General features: G+C 76.5%; 2 protein-coding genes. Both read right to left on the bottom strand.

What is annotated here, in order from left to right:
- On the bottom strand, positions 1 to 11,673 hold an 11,673-nt coding region (locus AB0G08_RS23215), incomplete at its 3' end, for a type I polyketide synthase (protein ID WP_358091397.1).
- 46 nt (positions 11,674 to 11,719) lie between these two features.
- Positions 11,720 to 22,903, bottom strand: a complete 11,184-nt coding sequence (locus AB0G08_RS23210; protein WP_358091395.1) for a type I polyketide synthase — start codon at positions 22,901 to 22,903, stop codon at positions 11,720 to 11,722.
- Positions 22,904 to 22,921 lie beyond the last annotated feature (18 nt).

The raw sequence follows: 22,921 nt of genomic DNA, 5'->3' as shown, positions 1-22,921 counted from the left end.
CACCCGCACGGCCGCGTCGAACCGCACGGTCTGCCGCAGGTTCTCGTACCAGTAGTCCGCCGTCATCGAGGACGGCTCCACCCAGTCCCCGGTCAACGTCGAGACGAGCCGGACGTGCCCCTGCCGCGGGGTCACGTCGGCCAGGTCGGCGCGCAACCGCTCCGCGACCTCCTGCACCGCCGCCGAGTGCGACGCGTAGTCCACCGGGATCAACCGGGCGCGCACGCCGTCGGCCTGGCACGCCTCGACCAGGTCGGCGACCGGCTGCGGCGGCCCGGACACCACGACGGTGGTGGGGCCGTTGACGGCCGCCACCCCCACCCCGGGGAACGCCGCGAGACGGGCGGTCACCGCCTCGGCGGACAGGTCGACCGAGGCCATCGTGCCGGTGCCCCGCAGCACGGTCAGGGCCCGCGAGCGCAGGGCCACGGCCTTCGCCGCGTCCTCCAGGCTGAGGATGCCGGCGACGCACGCGGCGCCGATCTCGCCCTGCGAGTGACCGATCACCGCGGCCGGAGCGACACCGGCGTGCTGCCACACCGCCGCGAGGGCGATGCCGACGGCCCACAGCACCGGCTGCACGACCTCGACCCGCGCCAACCACGACTCGTCATCCCCGGTCAGCACCGACACGAGGTCCACGTCCAGGTACGGGGCCAGGGCACGCTGGCACTCGGCCAGCCGCGCGTCGAACACCGGCGTACGACCCACCAGGCCGGCGGCCATCCGCGCCGACTGCGCACCCTGACCCGGGAACACGAACACCGCACCCGCGCCGGTCCCGGAGACCGCGCCCGTGACGAGGTTCCCCGCCGGCATGCCGGCGGACAGGGCGTCCAGCCCGGCCAGCAGGTCCTCGGCAGTCGACCCGACCACGGCGGCCCGCTGGTCGAACGTCGACCGGGTGGTGGCCAGGGACCAGCCCACCGCCGCCGGATCGACCTCGCCGCGCTCGCGGACGTGCCGGGCCAGGCGGGCGGCCTGACCGGCCAGGCCGGCCTTCGAGCGCGCCGACACCGACCAGACGACGACGTCGGCGGCCACCAGGCCCGGGCCCCGGCCCGCGCCGGTCTCGGCGTCGGGAGCCGCGCTCTCGGCGGGCAGGTCCTCGGGCAGCTCGATGATGACGTGCGCGTTGGTGCCGGAGATGCCGAACGACGACACCGCCGCGCGACGCGGCCGCTCCACCGCCGGCCACGGCCGCGACTCGATCGCCAACTCGACCGCGCCGGAGGTCCAGTCGATGTGCGGGGACGGCTCGTCCACGTGCAGCGTCGCCGGGACCACGCCCTCCCGCATCGCCAGCACCATCTTGATCACGCCGGCGACGCCGGCGGCGGCCTGGGTGTGGCCGATGTTCGACTTCACGGAGCCCAGCAACAGCGGCTCGTCGCGCTCCTGCCCGTACGTCGCCAGCAGGGCCTGCGCCTCGATCGGGTCGCCGAGCGTGGTGCCGGTGCCGTGCGCCTCCACCACGTCCACGTCGGCGGTGGACAACCGCGCCGACGCCAGCGCCTGCCGGATCACCCGCTGCTGCGACGGCCCGTTCGGCGCCGTCAGGCCGTTCGACGCGCCGTCCTGGTTGACCGCGCTCCCCCGCACGATCGCCAACACCTCGTGACCGTTGCGCCGCGCGTCCGACAGCCGCTCCACCAGCAGCATGCCGACGCCCTCGCCCCAGCCCGTGCCGTCCGCACCGGCCGCGAACGCCTTGCACCGGCCGTCGGCGGCCAGGCCCCGCTGCCGCGAGAACTCCACGAACAGCCCGGGCGTCGACATCACGGTCACGCCACCGGCGAGGGCGAGGTCGCACTCGCCGCGCCGCAGCGACTGCACCGCCAGGTGCAACGCCACCAACGACGACGAACACGCCGTGTCCACCGACACCGCCGGCCCCTCCAACCCCAACGCGTACGCCACCCGACCCGACACCACACTCGCGGCGTTGCCCGTCCCCGCGAAGCCCTCCACCTCGTCCCCCGCCACCATCAGCAGGGCCCCATAGTCCTGACCATTGGTGCCCACGAACACCCCTGTTCGCGAACCCCGCAAGACCCCAGGCTCAACCCCTGCCCGCTCGACCGCCTCCCACGAAACCTCGAGCAACAACCGCTGCTGCGGATCCATGGCCAACGCCTCGCGGGGCGAAATCCCGAAGAAACCGGCATCAAACTCCGCCGCCTCGTAGAGGAAGGCGCCACTGCGGACGTAGGAGGTGCCGGTGGAATAGGGGTCGGGGTCGTAGAGCCGCTCGACGTCCCAACCCCGATCGCCGGGTAGGTCGGACACGGCGTCGCGGCCGGCGTGCAGCATCTGCCAGAACCGCTCGGGGTCGTGCGCCCCGCCGGGGAAGCGGCAGGACATGGCGACGATGGCCACCGGCTCGTCGTCGCCGAGCGTCACCGGGGCGGTCTCCGCCGCCACGGCGGCCTCCCCGCCGAGTTCCTCGTGCAGGTGCCGGGCGAGCGCGGTCGGCGACGGGTAGTCGAAGACCAGGGTCACCGGCAGCCGCAGCGAGGTGGCGGTGGCGAGCCGGTTGCGCAGCTCCACCGCCGTCACCGAGTCGAAGCCGAGGTCGCGGAACGCGTGGTGCGGGTCGACGGCCTGGCCGTCGGCGTACTTGAGGACCGTGGCCGCCTGGTCGCGGACCAGGTCGAGCAGCGCCTGCTGGCGCTCGGCGGCGCTCATCCGGGTGAACGTCCCGGCCGGGCCGGCCTCCTCGGTCTGCTTCGTCTCGGCCAGGCCCTTGGTGGCCTGCAACCGCTGCGCCTCGGGGATCTCCGAGATCAGCGGGCCGGGTCGGGTGGCGGTGAAGGCGACGAAGAACCGGTCCCAGGCGATGTTCGAGATGGTCAGGAACGTCTCGTCGTGCTCGACGGCCTGGTGCAGGGCCGCGACGGCGAGCCGCGGGGGCATCTCGGGCGCACCGTGGCGGTGCAGCATCTGGCCGAACTCGCCGTCGGCCATGCCGCCGCCGCCCCAGGCGCCCCAGCCGATCGAGGTGGCGGGCAGGCCGAGGGCCCGCCGGTGCTCGGCGAGGGCGTTGAGGAACGCGTTGCCGGGGGCGTAGTTGCCCACGCCGGAGCTGCCGACGGTGCCGGCCATCGAGGAGAACAGGATGAACGCGTCGAGGTCCAGCTCGCGGGTCAGCTCGTGCAGGTTCAGGGCCGCGGTGACCTTCGCGCTGAGCGCGTAGTCGACCTGGTCGAGGGTCAACGAATTGATCACCGAGTCGTCGAGGACGGCGGCGGTGTGCACGACGGTGGTCAGCGGGTGCTCGGGCGGCAGGTCGGCGAGGACGGCGGCGAGCGCCGACCGGTCGGCCGCGTCGCAGGCGGCGACGGTCACCCGGGCGCCCAGTCCGACCAGCTCGGCCTCGAGGTCGGCGATGCCCTCGGCCTGCCGGCCGCGCCGGCTGACCAGCACCAGGTGCGCGGCGCCGTTGGCGGCGAGCCAGCGGGCCATGTGTCCGCCGAGCGCGCCGGTGCCGCCGGTGACCAGGGCGGTGCCGGAGGGCCGCCAGGCGCGCGGGGCGGGGGCGTCGCCGAGCGGGGCGTGCAGCAGTCGCCGGCCGAACGCGCCGGCCCACCGCAGCGCGACCTGGTCCTCCCCGTCGGTGCCGGCGAGGACGCGGACCAGCCGGCGGCCGGCCGCGTCGTCGAGCTCGTCGGGGAGGTCCACGAGGCCGCCCCAGCGGTCCGGGTGCTCGAGTGCGGCGACCCGGCCGAAGCCCCAGGTGAGCTGCTGGAGCGGGTGCGGCAGCGGGTCGGCCGGGCCGGTGGCGACGGCCCCCCGGGTGAGGCACCACAGCGGTGCGCGCACGCCGGCGTCGCCGAGTGCCTGCACGAGGGTCACGGTGCCGGCGAAGCCGACCGGCACCGACGGGTGCGCCGGGGCGGGCGTCTCGTCGAGCGGCAGCAGCGACAGGATCCCGGCGGGCGGCGCGCCGCCGTCGGCGAGGTCGCGCAGCCGGGCGGCGAGCGCCGCGCGGTCCGTGCGGTCGGCGTCCAGCACCAGCGGTACGACGGTGCCGCCGTGCCGCCGCAACGCCTCGGTGCAGAAGGCGGCCTCGGCCGCGCCGGTGTCGTCGGGGCCGGTGACCAGCCACCAGGTGCCGGTGACGGCGGGCTCGCCGGCGGCGTCGGGGGCGATCGGCGTCCAGCTGTCCCGGTACCGCCAGGAGTCCACGGTGGCCTGGTCGCGGTGCCGGCGGCGCCAGGCGGCGAGGACCGGCAGCACGTCGGCGAACGCCGCGTCCGGCACGGGCTCCGACTCGGTCGCGCCGGCGAGTTCGGCGGTGAGCGCGGTCAGGTCCTCCGCCTCGACAGCCGCCCAGAACCGGGCGTCGACCTCGTCGTCGGCCACGGGACCGGTGACGCCGGCGGCCGGGGCGGGGGTGGCGGACGGCTGCGGCCAGTAGAGCTGCCGCTGGAACGGGTACGTGGGCAGGTCGCGGCGGCGGCCGGCGAGGCCGGTGAACGCGGGCCGCCAGTCCACCGGCGTGCCCCCGGTCCAGACCTCGGCGAGGGCGCGGAGGAAGCGGCCGAGGCCACCCTCGCCGCGGCGGAGGCTGCCGGTGACGGTGACCGCGTCCGGGTCGGCGGCGGCCAGCTCGACGCTCTCCTGCACGGCCATGGTCAACACCGGGTGGGCGCTGACCTCGACGAAGGTCTGGTAGCCGGCGGCGACGAGGCTGCGCACCGCGTCGTCGAAGCGGACGGTCTGCCGCAGGTTGCGGTACCAGTAGTCGGCGTCGAGGGCGGCGGTGTCGAGCCAGTCCCCCTCCACAGTGGACCGGAACCGGACCTCGCCGGTGCGGGGCCGCAGCCCGGCGAGCAGTTCCAGGAGCTGCTCGCGCAGCTGCTCGACGTGGGCGGAGTGGGAGGCGTAGTCCACCGGGACGCGGCGCACCCGCACCTCGCGGGCCTCGTAGTGGGCGACCAGCTCGTCGAGGGCGGCGCTGTCGCCGGAGACCACGACCGAGGTGGGTCCGTTGACGGCGGCCAGGGCGATCCGGCCGGCCCAGCGGGCGATCGTCTGCGTGGCCTCGTCGGCGGTGGTGGCGACCGAGACCATGCCGCCGTCCCCGGCGATGCCGGCGATGATCCGGCTGCGCAGCGCGACCACGGCCGCCGCGTCGTCCAGGGTGAGGCCCCCGGCGACGTACGCGGCGGCGATCTCGCCCTGCGAGTGGCCGACGACGGCGGAGGGGCGCACCCCGTACGACGCCCAGAGCGCGGCGAGCGAGACGCTGACCGCGAACAGGGTGGGCTGCACGACGTCGACCCGCTCCAGCGACGGGGCGTCCGGCGCGCCGCGCACCACGTCGGTCGGCGACCAGTCGACGTACGGGCGCAGCGCCTCGGCGCAGGCGGCGAACTTCTCCGCGAAGACCGGGGCGGTGTCGAGGAGTTCCGCGGCCATGCCGACCCACTGGGAGCCCTGGCCGGGGAAGACGAAGGCGACCTCGCCCGGGGTGCCGGGGGCGCGGGTGACGGTCTGCGCGGTGGGGCGGCCGGCGACGAGCGCGTCGAGGGCCGCGGTCAGGTCGTCGCGGTCGGCGGCGAAGACGACGGCCCGGTGGTCGTGGGACGCGCGGGTGGCGGCCAGCGACCAGCTGACGTCGGCGAGTTCGCCGTCGTCGACCGTCTCGAGGTGGTCGAGCAGGTCCCGGGTGCGGGCGGTGAGGGCGTCGACGGTGCGCCCGGAGAGCACCCAGGGCAGCTCCCCGGTCGGCCCGTCGGCCGCCGGCTCGGGCTCGGGCTCCTCGGCGGGGGCCTGTTCGAGGATGGTGTGCACGTTGGTGCCGCTGATGCCGAACGAGGACACGGCGGCGCGGCGTACGCCGTCGGCCGGCTCCCACGGGCGGGCGGCGGTGAGCAGCTCGACGCTGCCGGCGCTCCAGTCGACGTGCGGGGTGGGCTCGTCCACGTGCAGGGTGGGCGGCAGCACCCCGTGCCGCATGGCCAGGACCATCTTCATCACCCCGGCGACGCCGGCGGCGGCCTGGGTGTGCCCGATGTTCGACTTGATCGAGCCCAGCCACAGCGGCCGGTCGGCGGGACGGTCCTGGCCGTAGGTGGCCAGCAGCGCCTGCGCCTCGATGGGGTCGCCGAGGGTGGTGCCGGTGCCGTGCGCCTCGACGGCGTCCACCTGGTCGGCGGTGAGTCCGGCGTTGGCGAGGGCCTGCCGGATCACCCGCTGCTGGGCGGGGCCGTTGGGGGCGGTGAGGCCGTTGGAGGCGCCGTCCTGGTTGACGGCGCTGCCGCGCAGCACGGCGAGGATGGGGTTGCCGTCGCGGCGCGCGTCGGAGAGCCGCTGGAGCACCAGCAGGCCGACGCCCTCGCCCCAGCCCGTGCCGTCGGCGGCCCCGGCGAACGGCTTGCACCGGCCGTCGGCGGCGAGGCCGCGCTGGCGGGAGAAGCCGACGAAGATGCCGGGGGTGGCCATCACGGTGGCGCCGCCGGCCAGGGCGAGGTCGCACTCCCCCGCCTGGAGGGCCTGCGCGGCGAGGTGCATCGCGACCAGCGACGACGAGCAGGCGGTGTCGACGGTGACCGCCGGGCCGTGCAGCCCGAAGGTGTACGCCAGCCGACCGGAGATGACGCTGGCGGAGGTGCCGGTGGCGAGGTAGTTCTCGTCGACGTCCCCGGCGGCCATCAGCAGCGAGCCGTAGTCCTGGCCGTTGGTGCCGACGTACACGCCGGTGCGGCTGCCGCGCAGCGCGGTCGGGTCGATCCGGGCCCGCTCGAACGCCTCCCAGGTGGCCTCCAGCAGCAGCCGCTGCTGGGGGTCCATGGCGAGGGCCTCGCGGGGGCTGATGCCGAAGAAGGCCGGGTCGAACTCGCCGGCCCCGGCGACGAAGCCGCCCTCGCGGACGTAGCTGGTGCCGAGGTGCTCGGGGTCGGGGTGGTACAGCTCGGCGAGGTTCCAGCCGCGCTCGCCGGGCATCAGGCTCATCGCGTCGGTGCCGGTGGCGACGAGGTCCCAGAGCTGCTCGGGCGAGGCGACCCCGCCGGGGAAGCGGCAGCTCATCGCGACGATGGCGATCGGCTCGCGGTCGCGGCCCGTGCCGTCGGCGACCACCTCGCTGGTGGTGTGCCCGGCGGTGAGGCCGTGCAGGTGGGCGGCGAGTTCGGCGACCGTGGGGTGGTCGAAGACCAGCGTGGCGGGCAGCGTCATGCCGGTCTCGGCGGTCAGCCGGTTGCGCAGCTCGACGGCGGTGAGCGAGTCGAAGCCGAGGTCGCGGAAGGTGCGGTCGGGCAGCGGCTGGCCGGCCGGGTAGCCGAGCACGACGGCGGCCTGGGTGCGCACGAGGTCCGCGAGCTGCGGCAGGGACCGGCCGACCACCACGGCCCGGGCGGGGCCGGTGGGCACGGCGGGCACCCCGGGCAGGGCGGCGATCAGCGGCGTCGGCCGGCCCCAGGAGGCGGCGAGGCGTCCCCAGTCGACGTCGGCGACGGTGACCGCCGGCTCGGCGGTGTTGACCAGCCGGCCGAGGGCGGTGACGGCCTCGGCGACGGGGAGCGCGTTGACTCCGCCCCGGGCGAGCCGGGCGGTCAGCGCCGCGGCCATGCCGTCCTCGGACCAGGCGCCCCAGGCGATGGCGGTCGCTGGCAGGCCCTGGTCGCGCCGCCAGGCCGCGAACGCGTCGAGGTACGCGTTGGCCGCCGCGTAGTTGCCCTGTCCGGCGCTGCCGATGACCCCGGCGAGGGAGGAGAAGAGCACGAACGCGTCGAGGTCGCGGTCGGCGGTGGCCTCGTGCAGCACCCGGGCGGCGCGGACCTTGCCGTCGAGGACGGTCTGCATCCGGGCCAGGTCGAGCCCGTCGAGCACGCCGTCGTCGACCACGCCGGCGGTGTGCACGACGGCGGTCAGCCCCGGCAGGCCGGCGACCAGCGCGTTGACCGCGGCCCGGTCGGTGACGTCGCACGCCACCACCCGCACCGCACCCAACTCGTCGATCAGCTCCGCCGCGCCCGGCGCCGCCGAGCCACGCCGCGAGGCGAGCACCACCTCGGCCGCCCCGTTGGCCAACAACCAACGGGCCACGTGCCGACCCAACGCACCCGTACCGCCGGTCACCAGCACCGTCCCGGCGGGCCGCCAGCCCGACCCGGCGGGCGGCGCGGCCGGCACCAGCCGCCGGCCGAGGATCCCCTGCGGGCGGATCGCCACCTGGTCGTGGCCGCTGTCGGCGAGGACGGCGAGCAGCGCGTCCCCGGCGCTCCGGTCGACGCGGGCGGGCAGGTCGACCAGGCCGCCCCAGCGGTCCGGCTGTTCGAGGGCGACGACCCGGCCCAGGCCCCAGGCCAGGGCGGGCCACGGGTCGGCGAGGGTCTCGCCGCCTCCGACGCGGACGGCGCCCCGGGTGAGGCACCAGAGCCGGCCGGGCAGGTTGGCGTCGGCGAGCGCCTGGGTGAGGGTGAGCAGCAGCGCGGCGCCGGTGGAGACGGCCGGGGCGTCCGGCAGTGCCCGGTCGTGCGCGGGCAGCACGCAGAGCACCCCGGTCCAGCCCTGGTCGCCGTGGTCGCGCAGCAGCTCGGCCAGCTCCGCGCGGCCGACGCCCGGGGCGGCGGTGAGGGTGTCGACGTGGGCGCCCGCGCCGGTCAGCGTCCCGGCCACCCCGGCGTCGTCGGCGTCGGCGGTGACGACCAGCCAGCGGCCGGTCAGCGCCGGCGCGGCGGCGGGGCGGACGGGCTCCCAGTCGACCCGGTACGCCCAGCCGTCCACCACGGCGTCGCGGTGCCGGGCGCGCCGCCACGACGACAGCACCGGCACGGCCGGGGCGAGGGCCTCGACCGCCGCGGGGTCGTCCTGCACGGCCAAATGGGCGGCGACCTCGGTCAGGTCGCCGCGCTCCACCGCCGCCCAGAAGTCCCCCTCGGCGGTGTCGGTCGGCGCGGTCGGTCCGGCGGTGCCGCCGACCTCGGGCCAGTAGCGCTGGTGCTGGAAGGCGTACGTGGGCAGGTCCACCCGCCGCGCGCCGGTGTCGGCGAACCACGGCTGCCAGTCCACCGCCACCCCGTGCACGTGCAGCTCGGCCAACCCGGCCAGCAACCCCTGCGCCTCGGGCCGGTCCTTGCGCTGCACGGCGACGCTCAGCGCGGCGTCGTCGCCGGGCAGGATGTCGGCCGCCATCGCGGTCAGCACGCTCTGCGGGCCGACCTCCAGGAACGTGTCCACGCCCGCGGCCCGCAACGCGGCCACCCCGTCGGCGTACCGGACCGCCTCCCGCACGTGCCGCACCCAGTAGTCGGCCGTACGGATCTCCTCGGCGTCGGCGAGCGCCCCGGTCACGTTCGACACGATCGGCAGCGCCGGCGCGGCGAAGGTCAGCTTGCCGAGCACCGCGCGGAACCTCGCGAGCATCGGCTCCATCAGCGGGCTGTGGAACGCGTGGCTGACCGCCAGCCGGCGGGTGCGCACCCCGCGCTCCCGCCAGACGCGCTCCACCTCGTCCAGGGCATCGACGGCGCCGGAGACGACGACCGACGACGGCCCGTTCACGGCCGCGATCCCCGCCCGGTCGGCCAGGCCGTCCAGCGTGGCGAGGACGTCGGCCTCGGCGGCCGCGACGGCGAGCATGCCGCCGCCGGTGGGCAGCGCCTGCATCAGCCGGCCCCGCGCCGCCACCAACGCGGCGGCGTGCTCCAGGGACAGCACCCCGGCCACGTACGCGGCCGTGACCTCGCCGATCGAGTGGCCGGCGACCAGGTCGGGGACGATCCCGAAGGACTCCACCAGCCGGAACAGCGCCACCTCGACGGCGAACAGGCCGGCCTGCGTGAACACCGTCTCGTCCAGCAGCTCGGCCTCGGCCGAGCCCTCGGCGGCGAAGAGCACCTCGCGCAGGGGGCGCGGCAGGGCCCGGTCCAGGTGTCCGCACGCCTCGTCGAGTGCGGCGGCGAAGACGGGGAACTCGGCGTACAGCTCCCGGCCCATGCCGGCGCGCTGCGCGCCCTGGCCGGAGAAGAGGATCGCGAGCTGACCGCGCGGCGACCCGGCGCCGGCGACGACGGTGCCGGCCGGTTCCCCGGCGGCGAGGGCGCGCAGCCCGGCGAGCAGGTCGTCGCGGTCGGTCGCGGAGACCACGGCGCGGCGGTCCAGGGTGGAGCGGGAGGTGACCGACGAGAAGGCCACGTCGAGGGGGCGCAGGGTGTCGTCGGCGGCGAACCGGGCGGCCCAGCGGCCGGCCTGGGCGGCGAGGGCGGCCTCGGAGCGGGCGGAGAGCAGCACGGGGGCCACCGGGCGCCGCGCCGTCGCGGTCGCCTCGGCCTCGGCCTCGGCCGGGGCCTGCTCGATGATGGTGTGCGCGTTGGTGCCGGACACCCCGAACGACGACACCGCGGCCCGGCGCGGCCGGTCCACGGCGGGCCACGGGGTGGCGGCGGTGGCGAGGGTGACCGCCCCGGCGGTCCAGTCGATGTGCGGGGACGGCTCGTCGACGTGCAGGGTGGGCGGCACGACGCCCTGCCGCATCGCCATCACCATCTTGATCACGCCGGCCACGCCGGCGGCGGCCTGGGTGTGGCCGATGTTCGACTTGACCGACCCGAGCAGCAGCGGCGCGGCGTCGTCGCGGTCCTGCCCGTACGTGGCCAGCAGCGCCTGCGCCTCGATCGGGTCGCCGAGCCGGGTGCCCGTGCCGTGCGCCTCGACGACGTCCACCTGCTCGGGGGTGAGCCGGGCGTTGGCCAGGGCCTGGCGGATGACGCGGACCTGGGAGGGGCCGTGCGGGGCGCTGAGCCCGTTGGACGCGCCGTCCTGGTTGACCGCGCTGCCCCGCACCACGGCGAGCACCGGGTATCCGTGCCGCTGCGCGTCGGAGAGTCGGGTGAGCAGCAGCATGCCGATGCCCTCGGACCAGGAGGTGCCGTCCGCGCCGGCGGCGAACGCCTTGCACCGGCCGTCGGCGGCGAGGCCGCGCTGCCGGCTGAAGCCGACGAAGACCGCCGGGGTGGGCATCACCGTCACGCCGCCGGCCAGCGCCAGCTCGCAGTCGCCGTTGCGCAGGGCCTGCGCGGCCAGGTGGATGGCGACCAGCGAGGACGAGCAGGCGGTGTCGACGGTGACCGCCGGCCCCTCCAGCCCGAGGGTGTACGCGACGCGGCCGGAGATGACGCTGGTGGCGTTGCCGGTGAGCAGGTGACCCTCGCCGTTCTCGGCCTGCGCCATCATGCCGTCGTAGCCGTGCGACGACGCCCCGACGAAGACGCCGGTGCGGCTGCCCCGGACCGCCGGCAGGGGCAGCCCGGCCCGCTCGAACGCCTCCCAGGAGGTCTCCAGCAGCAGCCGCTGCTGCGGGTCCATGGCGACGGCCTCGCGGGGCGAGATGCCGAACAGGTCGGCGTCGAAGTCGGCGGCGGAGTAGACGAAGCCGCCCTCGGTCACGTAGCTGGTGCCCGGGTGGTCGGGGTCGGGGTGGAAGAGGCGGTCCAGGTCCCAGCCCCGGTCGGCGGGGAACGGCCCGATGCCGTCGCCGCCGTCGCGGACGAGCTGCCACAGCGCCTCGGGGCTGTCGACCCCGCCCGGGTAGCGGCAGCTCATCGCCACGATGGCGATGGGCTCGGAGTCCCGGGTCTCCAGCTCGCGCAGCCGCCGCCGGGTACGCCGCAGCTCCGAGGTCGTACGCTTCAGGTACTCGACGTACTTCTCGTCCTCGTTGCTCACCGTGGACCTACCTCACTCGGCATGCCGATGTCGTTGCGGCTGGTGGTCACGACGTCTCCAGCTCGCGGTCGATCAGGTCGAAGATGTTCTCGGCGGTGGCCGACTCCAGGTCGTCGTCGCCGTCCGCGTCCGCCTGCCGCTCGGTCAGCCGGTCCAGCAGGCCGTGCAGCCGGTCGGTGATCCGGCGGAACTCGTCGTCGGTCGGGTCGAGCCCGACGAGCGCCGCCTCCAGCCGGTCGAGCTCCCGGCCCGCCGTCGACGTCCCGCCCGCCGGGGTCGCCGGGGCGAACTGTCCGGCCAGGTGGGCGGCGAGCGCCGCGGGCGTCGGGTTGTCGAAGACCAGCGTCGCCGGCAGCCGCAGCCCGGTGGCCGCGCCGAGCCGGTTGCGCAGCTCGACCGCGGTGAGCGAGTCGAAGCCGAGTTCCCGGAACGCGCGGGTCGGCTCGATGCCGGCCGGGTCGCCGTGGCCGAGGACGACCGCCACGTGCGACAGCACCAGGTCGCGCAGGACGCGTACCCGCTTGTCGTCGGGCAGGCCGCGCAGCGTCTCGGCGTACGCCTGCCCGTCGGCCACCTCGCCGGCCGCGGCCCGGCGGCCGGCGGGACGGACCAGGTTCGCCAGCAGCGGGTGGACCGGCGCCCCGGGCGCGGCCACCCCGGTGATGATCTTGGCCGGCATCAGCGTCGCCCGCTCCGAGCGCCAGGCCGCGTCGAACAGGGCGAGGCCCTCGTCGTTCGACAGCGCGGCCATGCCGCCCCGGTCGAGCCGGCGGATGTCGGCCGAGTCGAGGTGCCCCGTCATGCCGCTGGCCTGGGCCCAGCGGCCCCAGGCCAGCGAGACCGCCGGCAGGCCGAGGGCCCGCCGGTGCTCGGCGAGGGCGTCGAGGAAGGCGTTGCCGGCGGCGTAGTTGCCCTGGCCGGGACCGCCGAAGACGCCGGCGGCGGCGGAGAAGAGCACGAACGCCGTCAGCTCGTGCCCGAGGGTGGCCCGGTGCAGGTTCCAGGCCACGTCGACCTTCGGTCGCAGCACCGCGTCGAGGCGGTCCGGGGTGAGCGACTCGACGGTGGCGTCGTCGAGGACGCCGGCGGCGTGCACGACCGCGCGCAGCGGACGCCGCCGGTCCACCATGGACAGCACGTCCGCCACGGCGTCCGGGTCGGCCAGGTCGGCGGCGACGATCGACACGTCCGCGCCGAGCGCCTTGAGGTCGGCGAGCAGCTCGTCGGCGCCCTCGGCGTCCGGGCCGCGCCGGCTGACCAGGAGCAGCTGCCGGGCGTCGTGCGCGGTGACCAGGTGTCGGCAGAGCAGCGCGCCGAGGGTGCCGGTCGCCCCGGAGACCAGGACCGTGCCGTCGAGGCGGGGCACCTGCGGGATGCTCAGGGCGAGCTTGCCGACGTGCCGGGCCTGGCTGAGGAAGCGGAACGCCTCGGGGGCGCGCCGGACGTCCCACGTACGCCGGGGCAGCGGCCGCAGCGCCCCGCTGGCGAAGAGCGCCATCAGCTCGCCCAGCATCGCGCCGATCTTCTCCGGGCCGGCCTCGATCAGGTCGAAGACCTGGTAGCTGACACCCGGGTGCTCGCCGGCGACGAGCCGCGGGTCCCGCTTGTCGGTCTTGCCCATCTCGACGAACCGGCCGCCGTCGGCGAGCAGCCGCAGCGACGCGTCCACGAACTCGCCGCTGAGCGCGTTGAGCACCACGTCGACGCCCCGCCCGCCGGTGCGGTGGGCGAACTCCTCGACGAAGTCGAGGCTGCGGGAGGAGGCGAGGTGCGCGTCGTCGAAGCCGGTGGCGCGCAGCGCCGGCCACTTGCCGGGGCTGGCCGTGCCGTAGACCTCCGCGCCGAGGTGGCGGGCGATCTGCACGGCGGCCATGCCGACGCCGCCGGCCGCCGCGTGGATGAGCGCGGACTCCCCGGCGCGCAGCCGGGCCAGCTCCACCAGGCCGTACCAGGCGGTCAGGAAGACCACGGGCACGGCGGCGGCGTCGGTGTACGACCAGCCGTCGGGGATGCGGGTGAGCAGCCTGCGGTCGGTGACCGCGGCCGAGGAGAACGAGCCGGAGAAGATGCCCATCACCCGGTCGCCGGGGGCGAGGTCGGTGACCCCCGCTCCCACGCCGAGCACCACGCCCGCGCCCTCGTTGCCCAGCACCTCCTGGTCGGGCACCATGCCGAGGGCCAGCACCACGTCCCGGAAGTTCAGCCCGGAGGCGCGCATCCCGACCAGGACGTGGCCGGCCGGCAGGTCCCCGGCCACCTCGGGGGCGGGCAGCAGGGCCAGGTTCTCCAGCGTGCCCTGTTCGGTGACGTCGAGGCGCCACGGCACCTCGTCAGCGGGCGGCGACAGCACCGCGGCGTCGCGCGCCCGGGCCAGCCGGGGCACCAGCGGCGCGCCGTCGCGGACCGCGAGCTGCGGCTCGCCGGAGGCGACGGCCGCCGGGACGGCCGCCAGGGAGGCGGCGGCGTCGTCGGTGTCGAGCAGCGTGAACCGGCCGGGGTGCTCGGACTGCGCGGAGCGCACCAGCCCCCACAGGCTCGCCCGGGCCAGGTCGCGCGGGGCCTCGCCGGGAGCGGCGCCGACCGCGCCCCGGGTGTGCAGGACCAGCCGGGCCCGCTCCAGCCGGGGCTCGCCCAACCACTGCTGCACCAGCGCGAGCGCGGCGCGGGCCGCGTCGTGCGCGGCCGCGTCGGCCCGCTCCGGGTCCGGCTCCGCGCCGGAGCGCAGGTCCAGCACCACGTCGGGTACGTCCCCGGACTCCTCGATCGCCGCGACCAGCGCCGCCAGGTCGGCGTGGACCCGCGTCGGGTGCCCGGCGGCGGTGAGCGCCCCGGCGAGGCCGGGGGTGTCGTCGCCGAGCAGCGCCCAGCGGGCGTCCCCCGCCACCGCGTCGGTGCGCGGCAGCGGCGTCCAGTCCAGGTGGAACACCGAGGTGCGGCGCAGGGCGGCGGCCTCGTCGGCCCGGCCCGCGGCGACCGGGCGGAAGGTCAGCGAGCCGACGGTGGCGACCGGCTGGCCGGCGGTGTCGGCGAGCGTGACGGCGACCGTGTCCGGGCCGAGCGACCGCAGCCGTACCCGCAGCCGGGTGGCGCCGTGGGCGTGCAGGGCCACCGAGCGGAAGGCGAACGGCATCCAGCCCATTCCGGAGGTGTCCGCCGGGTCGCCGAGCAGGGCGGTGATCCCGCTGGCCTGGAGGGCCGCGTCGAACAGGGCCGGGTGCAGCCCGAACCGGGACGCGTCGGCGGTCGCCTCCTCGGGGAGGGCCACCTCGGCGTAGACCTCGTCGTCGCCGCGCCACACCCGGCGCAGGCCGCGGAAGGCGGGGCCGTAGCCGAGGCCACCCTCGGCCATCTCCGCGTACCAGGCGTCCAGGTCGGCGTCGACCTCGACGGCGTCGGCCGGCGGCCACTGCCCCGGTACGACCGTCGGGGCGGTCAGGTGCGGCAGCAGCAGGCCCTCGGCGTGCCGGGTCCACTCGGCGTCGGCGTTCTCCTCGGGGCGGGAGTGCACGGTGACGGTCCGCTCGCCGGTGTCGCCGGGCGGGCCCACGCGCACCTGCACCTGCACCGCACCGGCCGGCGCGAGCACCAGCGGGTTGATCAGGGTCAGGTCGCCCACCTGGCCCGCGTCGACCTCGTCGCCGGCCCGGACCACCATGTCGACCACGCCGGTGCCCGGGACGATCACCGCCCCGCCGACGGCGTGGTCGGCCAGCCACGGGTGGGTACGCACCGACAGCCGCCCGGTCAGCACCACCGTCTGGTCGTCGGCGACCGGTACGGCCGCGCTGAGCAGCGGGTGGTCGGCGTCCTGGAGGCCGGCGGAACCGACGTCGTGCACCCGGTGCGCGGGCGCCTCCAGCCAGAAGCGTCCCCGCTCGAAGGCGTACGTGGGCAGCGCCACGGCGTCGGTCTCGGCGAGGACCGTGGTCAGGTCGACGGGCAGGCCGATGGTGTGGGCGGTGGCGAGGTTGGTCAGCAGCCGCGTCGCGTCGTCGTCGCCGCGCCGCAGGCTGCCGAGGGTGTGGCCGGTGGCGCCGGTGTCGTCGAGGATCGCCGTCACCGGCATCGTCAGCACCGGATGCGGGCTGATCTCCACGAACGTGGTGTGCCCGGCGGCAACGGCCACCCGCACGGCCGCGTCGAATTGCACGGTCTGCCGCAGGTTCTCGTACCAGTAGTCCGCCGTCATCGAGGACGGCTCCACCCAGTCCCCGGTCAGCGTGGAGACGAGCCGGACGTGCCCCTGCCGCGGGGTCACGTCGGCCAGGTCGGCGCGCAACCGCTCCGCGACCTCCTGCACCGCGGCGGAGTGCGACGCGTAGTCCACCGGGATCAGCCGGGCGCGCACGCCGTCGGCCTGGCACGCCTCGACGAGGTCGGCGACCGGCTGCGGCGGACCCGACACCACGACGGTGGAGGGGCCGTTGACCGCCGCGACACCGACGCCGGGGAAGGCCGGCAGACGCTCGGCGACGGCGTCGGCGGAGAGGTCGACCGACGCCATGGTGCCGGTACCGCGCAGCACGGTCAGCGCCCGGGAGCGCAGGGCCACGGCCTTCGCCGCGTCCTCCAGGGACAGGATGCCGGCCACGCACGCGGCACCGATCTCGCCCTGCGAGTGACCGATCACCGCAGCCGGGGCGACACCGGCGTGCTGCCACACCGCCGCGAGGGCGACGCCGACGGCCCACAGCACCGGCTGCACGACCTCGACCCGCGCCAACCACGACTCGTCGTCACCGGTCAGCACCGACACGAGGTCCACGTCCAGGTACGGGGCCAGGGCACGCTGGCACTCGGCCAGGCGCGCGTCGAACACCGGCGTACGACCCACCAGGCCGGCGGCCATCCGCGCCGACTGCGCACCCTGACCCGGGAACACGAACACCGCACCCGCCCCGTGCGACAAGGCCGTGCCGGCGACGACATTGCCGGCCGGCGCCCCGGAGGCCAGGGCGTCCAGCCCCGCCAGCAGGTCCTCGACGGTCGACCCGACCACGGCGGCCCGCTGGTCGAACACCGACCGGGTCGTGGCCAGGGACCAGCCAACCGCAGCCGGATCGACCTCGCCGCGCCCGCGCACGAACTCCGCCAGGCGGGCCGCCTGACCGGACAGCGCGCCCTTCGAGCGCGCCGACACCGGCCACACCACGACGTCCGACGCCACCAGGCCCGGCCCGGACACCGCCGGGGCCATCGCCTCCGGCTCGTCGGGCAGCTCGATGATCACGTGGGCATTCGTGCCGGACATGCCGAACGACGACACCGCCGCCCGACGCGGGCGGTCCACCGCCGGCCACGGCCGCGACTCCGTCGCCAACTCCACCGCGCCGGAGGTCCAGTCGATGTGCGGGGACGGCTCGTCCACGTGCAGCGTCGCCGGGACCACGCCCTCCCGCATCGCCAGCACCATCTTGATCACACCCGCCACGCCCGAGGCGGCCTGGGTGTGCCCGATGTTCGACTTGATCGAGCCGAGCAGCAGCGGCTCGTGCCCGTCGCGGCCCTGCCCGTAGGTGGCGAGCAGCGCCTGCGCCTCGATCGGGTCGCCGAGCGTCGTGCCCGTGCCGTGCGCCTCCACGACGTCCACGTCCGCCGCGCCGAGTCGGGCACCCGCGAGGGCGTGCCGGATCACCCGCTGCTGCGACGGGCCGTTCGGCGCGGTCAGGCCGTTCGACGCGCCGTCCTGGTTGACCGCCGAGCCGCGTACGACCGCGAGGACCCGGTGCCCGTTGCGCCGCGCGTCGGACAACCGCTCCACGAGCAGCACGCCGACGCCCTCGCCCCAGCCCGTGCCGTCGGCGGCCGCCGCGAACGCCTTGCACCGGCCGTCGGCGGCCAGGCCGCGCTGCCGGGAGAACTCGAAGAAGGTGCCGGGGGTGGCCATGACCGTGACTCCGCCGGCGAGGGCGAGGTCGCACTCGCCGCGCCGCAGCGACTGCACCGCCAGGTGCAACGCCACGAGCGACGACGAACACGCCGTGTCCACCGACACCGCCGGCCCCTCCAACCCCAACGCGTACGCCACCCGACCCGACACCACACTGGCGGCGTTGCCCGTGGCCCCGAACCCTTCGGCCTGCTCCCCCGCAGCCATGAGCAGGGCCCCATAGTCCTGACCATTCGTGCCCACGAACACCCCTGTTCGCGAACCCCGTAGGACCCCAGGCTCAACCCCTGCCCGCTCGACGGCCTCCCACGAGACCTCCAGCAACAACCGCTGCTGCGGATCCATGGCCGCGGCCTCGCGGGGCGAGATCCCGAAGAAGCCCGGGTCGAACTCCGCCGCCCCGTGCAGGAAGCCGCCCTTGTCGGCGTAGGTGGTGCCGGGGTTGGCCGGGTCCGGGTCGTAGAGCCGGTCGAGGTCCCAGCCCCGGTCGGTCGGGAAGTCACCGATGGCGTCGACGCCGTCGGCGACGAGGCGCCACAGCCGCTCGGGGTCGTCGACGCCGCCGGGGTAGCGGCAGGCCATGGCGACGATGGCCACCGGCTCGTCGTCGTCCACGGCGGCCGGGGCGGCGACGGGGGCCGGCCCGGCGTCGGCGCCGAAGAGGCCGGTGAGCAGGAGCCGGGCCAGCACGACCGGGGTGGGGTGGTCGAAGACCAGCGTGGTGGGCAGCGCCTGCCCGGTGGCGGCGACGAGCCGGTTGCGCAGCTCCACCGCGGTCAGCGAGTCGAAGCCGAGGTCACGGAACGCGGTGGTCGCCGGGATGGCCGCGGCCCCGCCGTCGTGGCCGAGCACGTCGGCGGCGAGTTCCCGGACCAGGTCGGCGACGGCCTCCTCCCGCCGCGCCGGGGCCAGCCCGGCGAGGCGCCGGCGCAGGGTCGCCGCCGGGCCCTCGTCGCCGTCGTCGACCGCGACACCGCCGTCGAGGGCGGCCCGCGCCTCCGGTACGCCCTCCAGCAGCGGCCGGCGGCGGGCGGAGGCGTACGCCGGGGCGAACCGGGACCAGTCCACGTCGGCCACCGTCACGGTGACGTCGTCGTGGTCGAGGGCCTGCCGCAACGCGCCCATGGCCACGGTCGGGTCCATGGCGGGCAGGCCCCGGCGGCGCAGGTTCCGCTCGGCGTCCGCCGCGTGCATGCCGCCGTCGGACCACGGCCCCCAGGCGATGGCGGTGCCGGCCCGGCCGTCGGCCCGCCGCCGCTGCACCAGCGCGTCCAGGTAGGCGTTGCCGGCCGCGTAGCCGACCTGTCCGCCGCTGCCCCAGGTGGCGGCGATGGACGAGTAGACGACGAAGGCGTCCAGTTCCCGGTCGGCGAGGAGGTCGGCGAGGTGGGCGGCGCCGGCGGTCTTGCCGACGGTCACCTCGGCCAGCTCGGCGGGGGTCACCTCCGCCAGCGGGGTGGCCTGCGCGATGCCGGCGGTGTGCACGACGGTGCGCACCGGCGGGCCGTCGGCCTCGATCCGGTCGAGCAGGTCGGCGAGGGCGGCCCGGTCGGCGATGTCGCAGGCGGCGACGGTGACCCGGGTCCCGAGGCCGGTCAGCTCGGCCTCCAGCTCGGCGGCGCCGGGGGCGTCCGGTCCGCGCCGGCTGACCAGCACGACGTGCTCGGCTCCGGCGGCGGCGAGCCAGCGGGCGGCGCGGGCGCCGAGTCCGCCGGTGCCGCCGGTGACCAGGGCGGTGCCGGTGGGCGTGAACCGGCGCGCCGGCGGGCGGTCGCCGAGGGGGGCGCGGACCAGGCGGCGGACGAAGACGCCGGGGCCGCGTACCGCGAGCTGGTCCTCGCCGGTCGATCCGGTGAGGACCGCGGCGAGCCGGGTGGCGCTCCGGTCGTCGGGCTCCGGCGGCAGGTCGACCAGGCCGCCCCAGCGGTGCGGGGCCTCGACGCCGACCACCCGGCCGAGGCCCCAGATCGCGGCCTGGGCCGGGTCGGTGAGCCGGTCGTACGAGGCGGCGGCGACCGCGCCCCGGGTGACCAGCCACAGCGGCGCGTCCAGCCCGGCGTCGCCGAGCGCCTGCACGAGCGCGAGGGTGGCGGTCAGGCCGGGCAGGACGGTGCCGTCGGCGGCGGGCGGCTCCGCGGCGAGCAGGGAGACCACGCCGGCGGGATCGGTGCCGGCGAGGGACGCCGCGAGGTCGGCCCGGTCGGCGTCGGGCTCGACGCCCAGCGCCACCACGTCCGCGCCAGCAGCGGTCAACGCGGCCCGGACGGTCCGCGCCGCCGGGTCGTCGGCGCCGCCGGCGGGCAGCGCCAGCAGCCAGGTGCCGGCCAGCCGGGCCGGAGCGGGTTCGCCGGTCACCTGCCAGTCGGCCCGGTACCGCCAGCCGTCGAGCACCGAGTGCTCCTGCCGCTGCCGCCGCCAGTCGGCGAGGACGGGCAGCAGGGTGCGCAGCGACTCGGCGGCGGCGGAGTCGGTGACGGCGAGGGTGTCCCGCAGCGCGTCGAGGTCGGCGCGTTCGACGGCCGCCCAGAACCGCCGGTCCAGCGCGTCGGCTCCGCCGGGGGTGACCTCGTCGGCGGGCGCCTCGGCCGGCACCCAGTAGTGCTGCCGCTCGAACGGGTACGTGGGCAGGCCGACGAGCCGGCCGGGCCGGTCGGCGAAGAGGTCCGCCCAGCGCACCGGCGTGCCGGCGACGTGGAGCTGGGCGAGGGCGGCGAGCAGGGCGCGGCGGTCCGGGCGGTCCCGGCGCAGCACCGGCACCACCACGGCGGGCGCGGCCTCGGCGGCCTCGGTCCCGGCCAGGGTCTCCTGGATGCTGGCGGTGAGGACGGCGTCGGGGCCGACCTCCACGAAGGTGCCGACGCCGTGGGCGCGCAGCGTGCGTACGCCGTCGGCGAAGCGGACCGCCTCCCGGACGTGGCGCACCCAGTACCCGGGGTCGGTGAGCTGCGCCGGGTCGGCCAGCTCGCCGGTCAGGTTGGAGACCACCGGCAGGGTGGGGGCGCGCAGGTCGAGGTTGGCGGCGACGGCGGCGAACTCGGCGAGCATCGGCTCCATCAGCGGACTGTGGAACGCGTGGCTGACCCGCAGCCGTCGCACCTTCACCCCCCGGCCGGCCCAGAGTTCGGCCAGCTCGTCGATGGCCGCGCCGTCGCCGGAGACGACGACGGAGCCGGGGCCGTTGACGGCGGCGACGGCGACCCGGTCGGTCAGGTGGGCGATGGACTCGGCGACCCGGGCCTCGTCGGTGGCGACGGCGAGCATCGCGCCGCCGTCGGGCAGGGCCTGCATGAGCCGGCCCCGGGCGGCGACGAGGGCGCACGCGTCGTCGAGGGTCAGCACGCCGGCCACGTGGGCGGCGGTCAGCTCGCCGACGGAGTGCCCGGCGACCAGGTCGGGGGCCAGCCCCCAGGAGCCGAGCAGCCGGTGCAGCGCCACCTCGACGGCGAACAGGGCGGCCTGGGTGAAGACGGTCTGGTCGAGCAGCGCGGCCTCGGCGGTGCCGGGCTCGGCGTGCAGCAGCGGCTTCAGTGGCCGGGGCAGCCGGTGGTCGAGGTGGGCGCAGACCTCGTCGAGCGCCTCGGCGAAGACCGGGTACGTCTCGTACAGTTCCCGGCCCGCGCCCGCGCGCTGGGCGCCCTGGCCGGAGAAGAGGAACGCGGTCCCGCCGCGCTCGGCGGCGGCGCCGGTGACCAGGCCGGGGGCGGGCCGGTCCTCGGCGAGGGCGTGCAGGGCGGCGAGCAGCCCGGCGGAGTCGTCGGCGAGGACGACCGCCCGGTGTTCCAGGGGCGAGCGGGAGACCACCGAGGTCCAGGCGACGTCGGCCGGGCGCAGGTCCGCGTCGTCGGCGACGGACCGCGACCAGCGCTCGGCCTGACGGCGCAGCGCGGCGCGCGTGCGGCCGGTGAGCAGCACCGGTACGGGCGCGGGCGGTTCGGGCCGGGCGGCCTCGGCGCGGGCCGGTTCGGGCTGTTCGAGGATGAGGTGGGTGTTGGTGCCGCTCATGCCGAAGGAGGACACGGCGGCCCGGCGGGGCCGGTCCACGGCCGGCCACGGCGTGGCCTCGGTGACCAGGGTGACCGCGCCGGCGGCCCAGTCCACGTGCGGGGTGGGCTCGTCGACGTGCAGGGTGGCCGGCACGATCCCGTGCCGCATCGCCTGCACCATCTTGATCACCCCGGCGATGCCGGCGGCGGCCTGGGTGTGGCCGATGTTGGACTTGATCGAGCCGAGCAGCAGCGGCGCGGCGTCGCCGCGCTCCCGGCCGTACGTGGCGAGCAGGGCCTGGGCCTCGATCGGGTCGCCGAGGGTGGTGCCCGTGCCGTGCGCCTCCACCACGTCGACCAGGTCGGGGGTGAGCCTCGCACCGGCCAGGGCCTGCCGGATGACCCGCTGCTGGGACGGGCCGTTGGGGGCGGTGAGCCCGTTGGACGCCCCGTCCTGGTTGACCGCGGAGCTGCGGATGATCCCGACGACGGGGTGGCCGTTGCGGCGGGCGTCGCTGAGCCGTTCCAGCAGCAGCATGCCGACGCCCTCAGACCAGCCGGTGCCGTCGGCGGACGCGGCGAACGACTTGCACCGGCCGTCGGCGGCGAGGCCGCGCTGCCGGGAGAACTCGACGAACGGGCCGGGGGTGGCCAGCACGGTCGCCCCGCCGGCGAGGGCGAGGCCACACTCGCGCTGGCGCAGCGCCTGGCAGGCGAGGTGGATGGCGACGGACGCCGACGAGCAGGCGGTGTCCACGGTGACCGTGGGGCCCTCCAGCCCGAACGTGTACGCCAGCCGGCCGGAGACGACGCTGGCGGCGGTGCCGGTCAGCACGTACCCCTCGACGCCGGGGGCCCGGTGCAGGACGGCGGCGTAGTCCTGGCCGGAGGTGCCGACGAAGACGCCGGAGCGGCTGCCCCGCAGCGACAGCGGGGCGATGCCGGCCCGCTCGAACAGCTCCCAGGTGACCTCCAGCAGCAGCCGCTGCTGCGGGTCCATGGCGACCGCCTCGCGCGGCGAGATGCCGAACAGCACGGCGTCGAACTGCCCCGCGTCGTGCAGGAACCCACCGGAGGTGGTGTACGAGGTGCCGGCGTTGTCCGGGTCGGCGTGGTAGAGCCGCTCCAGGTCCCAGCCCCGGTCGGTGGGGAAGTCGCCGATGGCGTCCCCGCCGGACGAGACGAACTCCCACAGCTGTTCGGGCGAGGTGATGCCGCCCGGGTAGCGGCAGCTCATCGCCACGATCGCCACCGGCTCGGACTCCTCGGCGGTGACCTCGCGCAGCCGTTGGCGGGTCTGCTGAAGTTCGGCGACGACCCGCGTCAGGTACTCGCGCAGCCGCTCTTCGTCCGCCATGACATCTCGCTTTCTCGT

It is taken from the genome of Micromonospora sp. NPDC023644 (assembly GCF_040640115.1).
Taxonomy (GTDB): domain Bacteria; phylum Actinomycetota; class Actinomycetes; order Mycobacteriales; family Micromonosporaceae; genus Micromonospora.
This window is presented reverse-complemented; position numbering and strand designations above follow the sequence as displayed.

Bases quoted from the DNA above. Each gene is read 5' to 3' on its own strand.
- AB0G08_RS23210 (WP_358091395.1), bottom strand. From the start codon at position 22,903: ATGGCGGACGAAGAGCGGCTGCGCGAGTACCTGACGCGGGTCGTCGCC.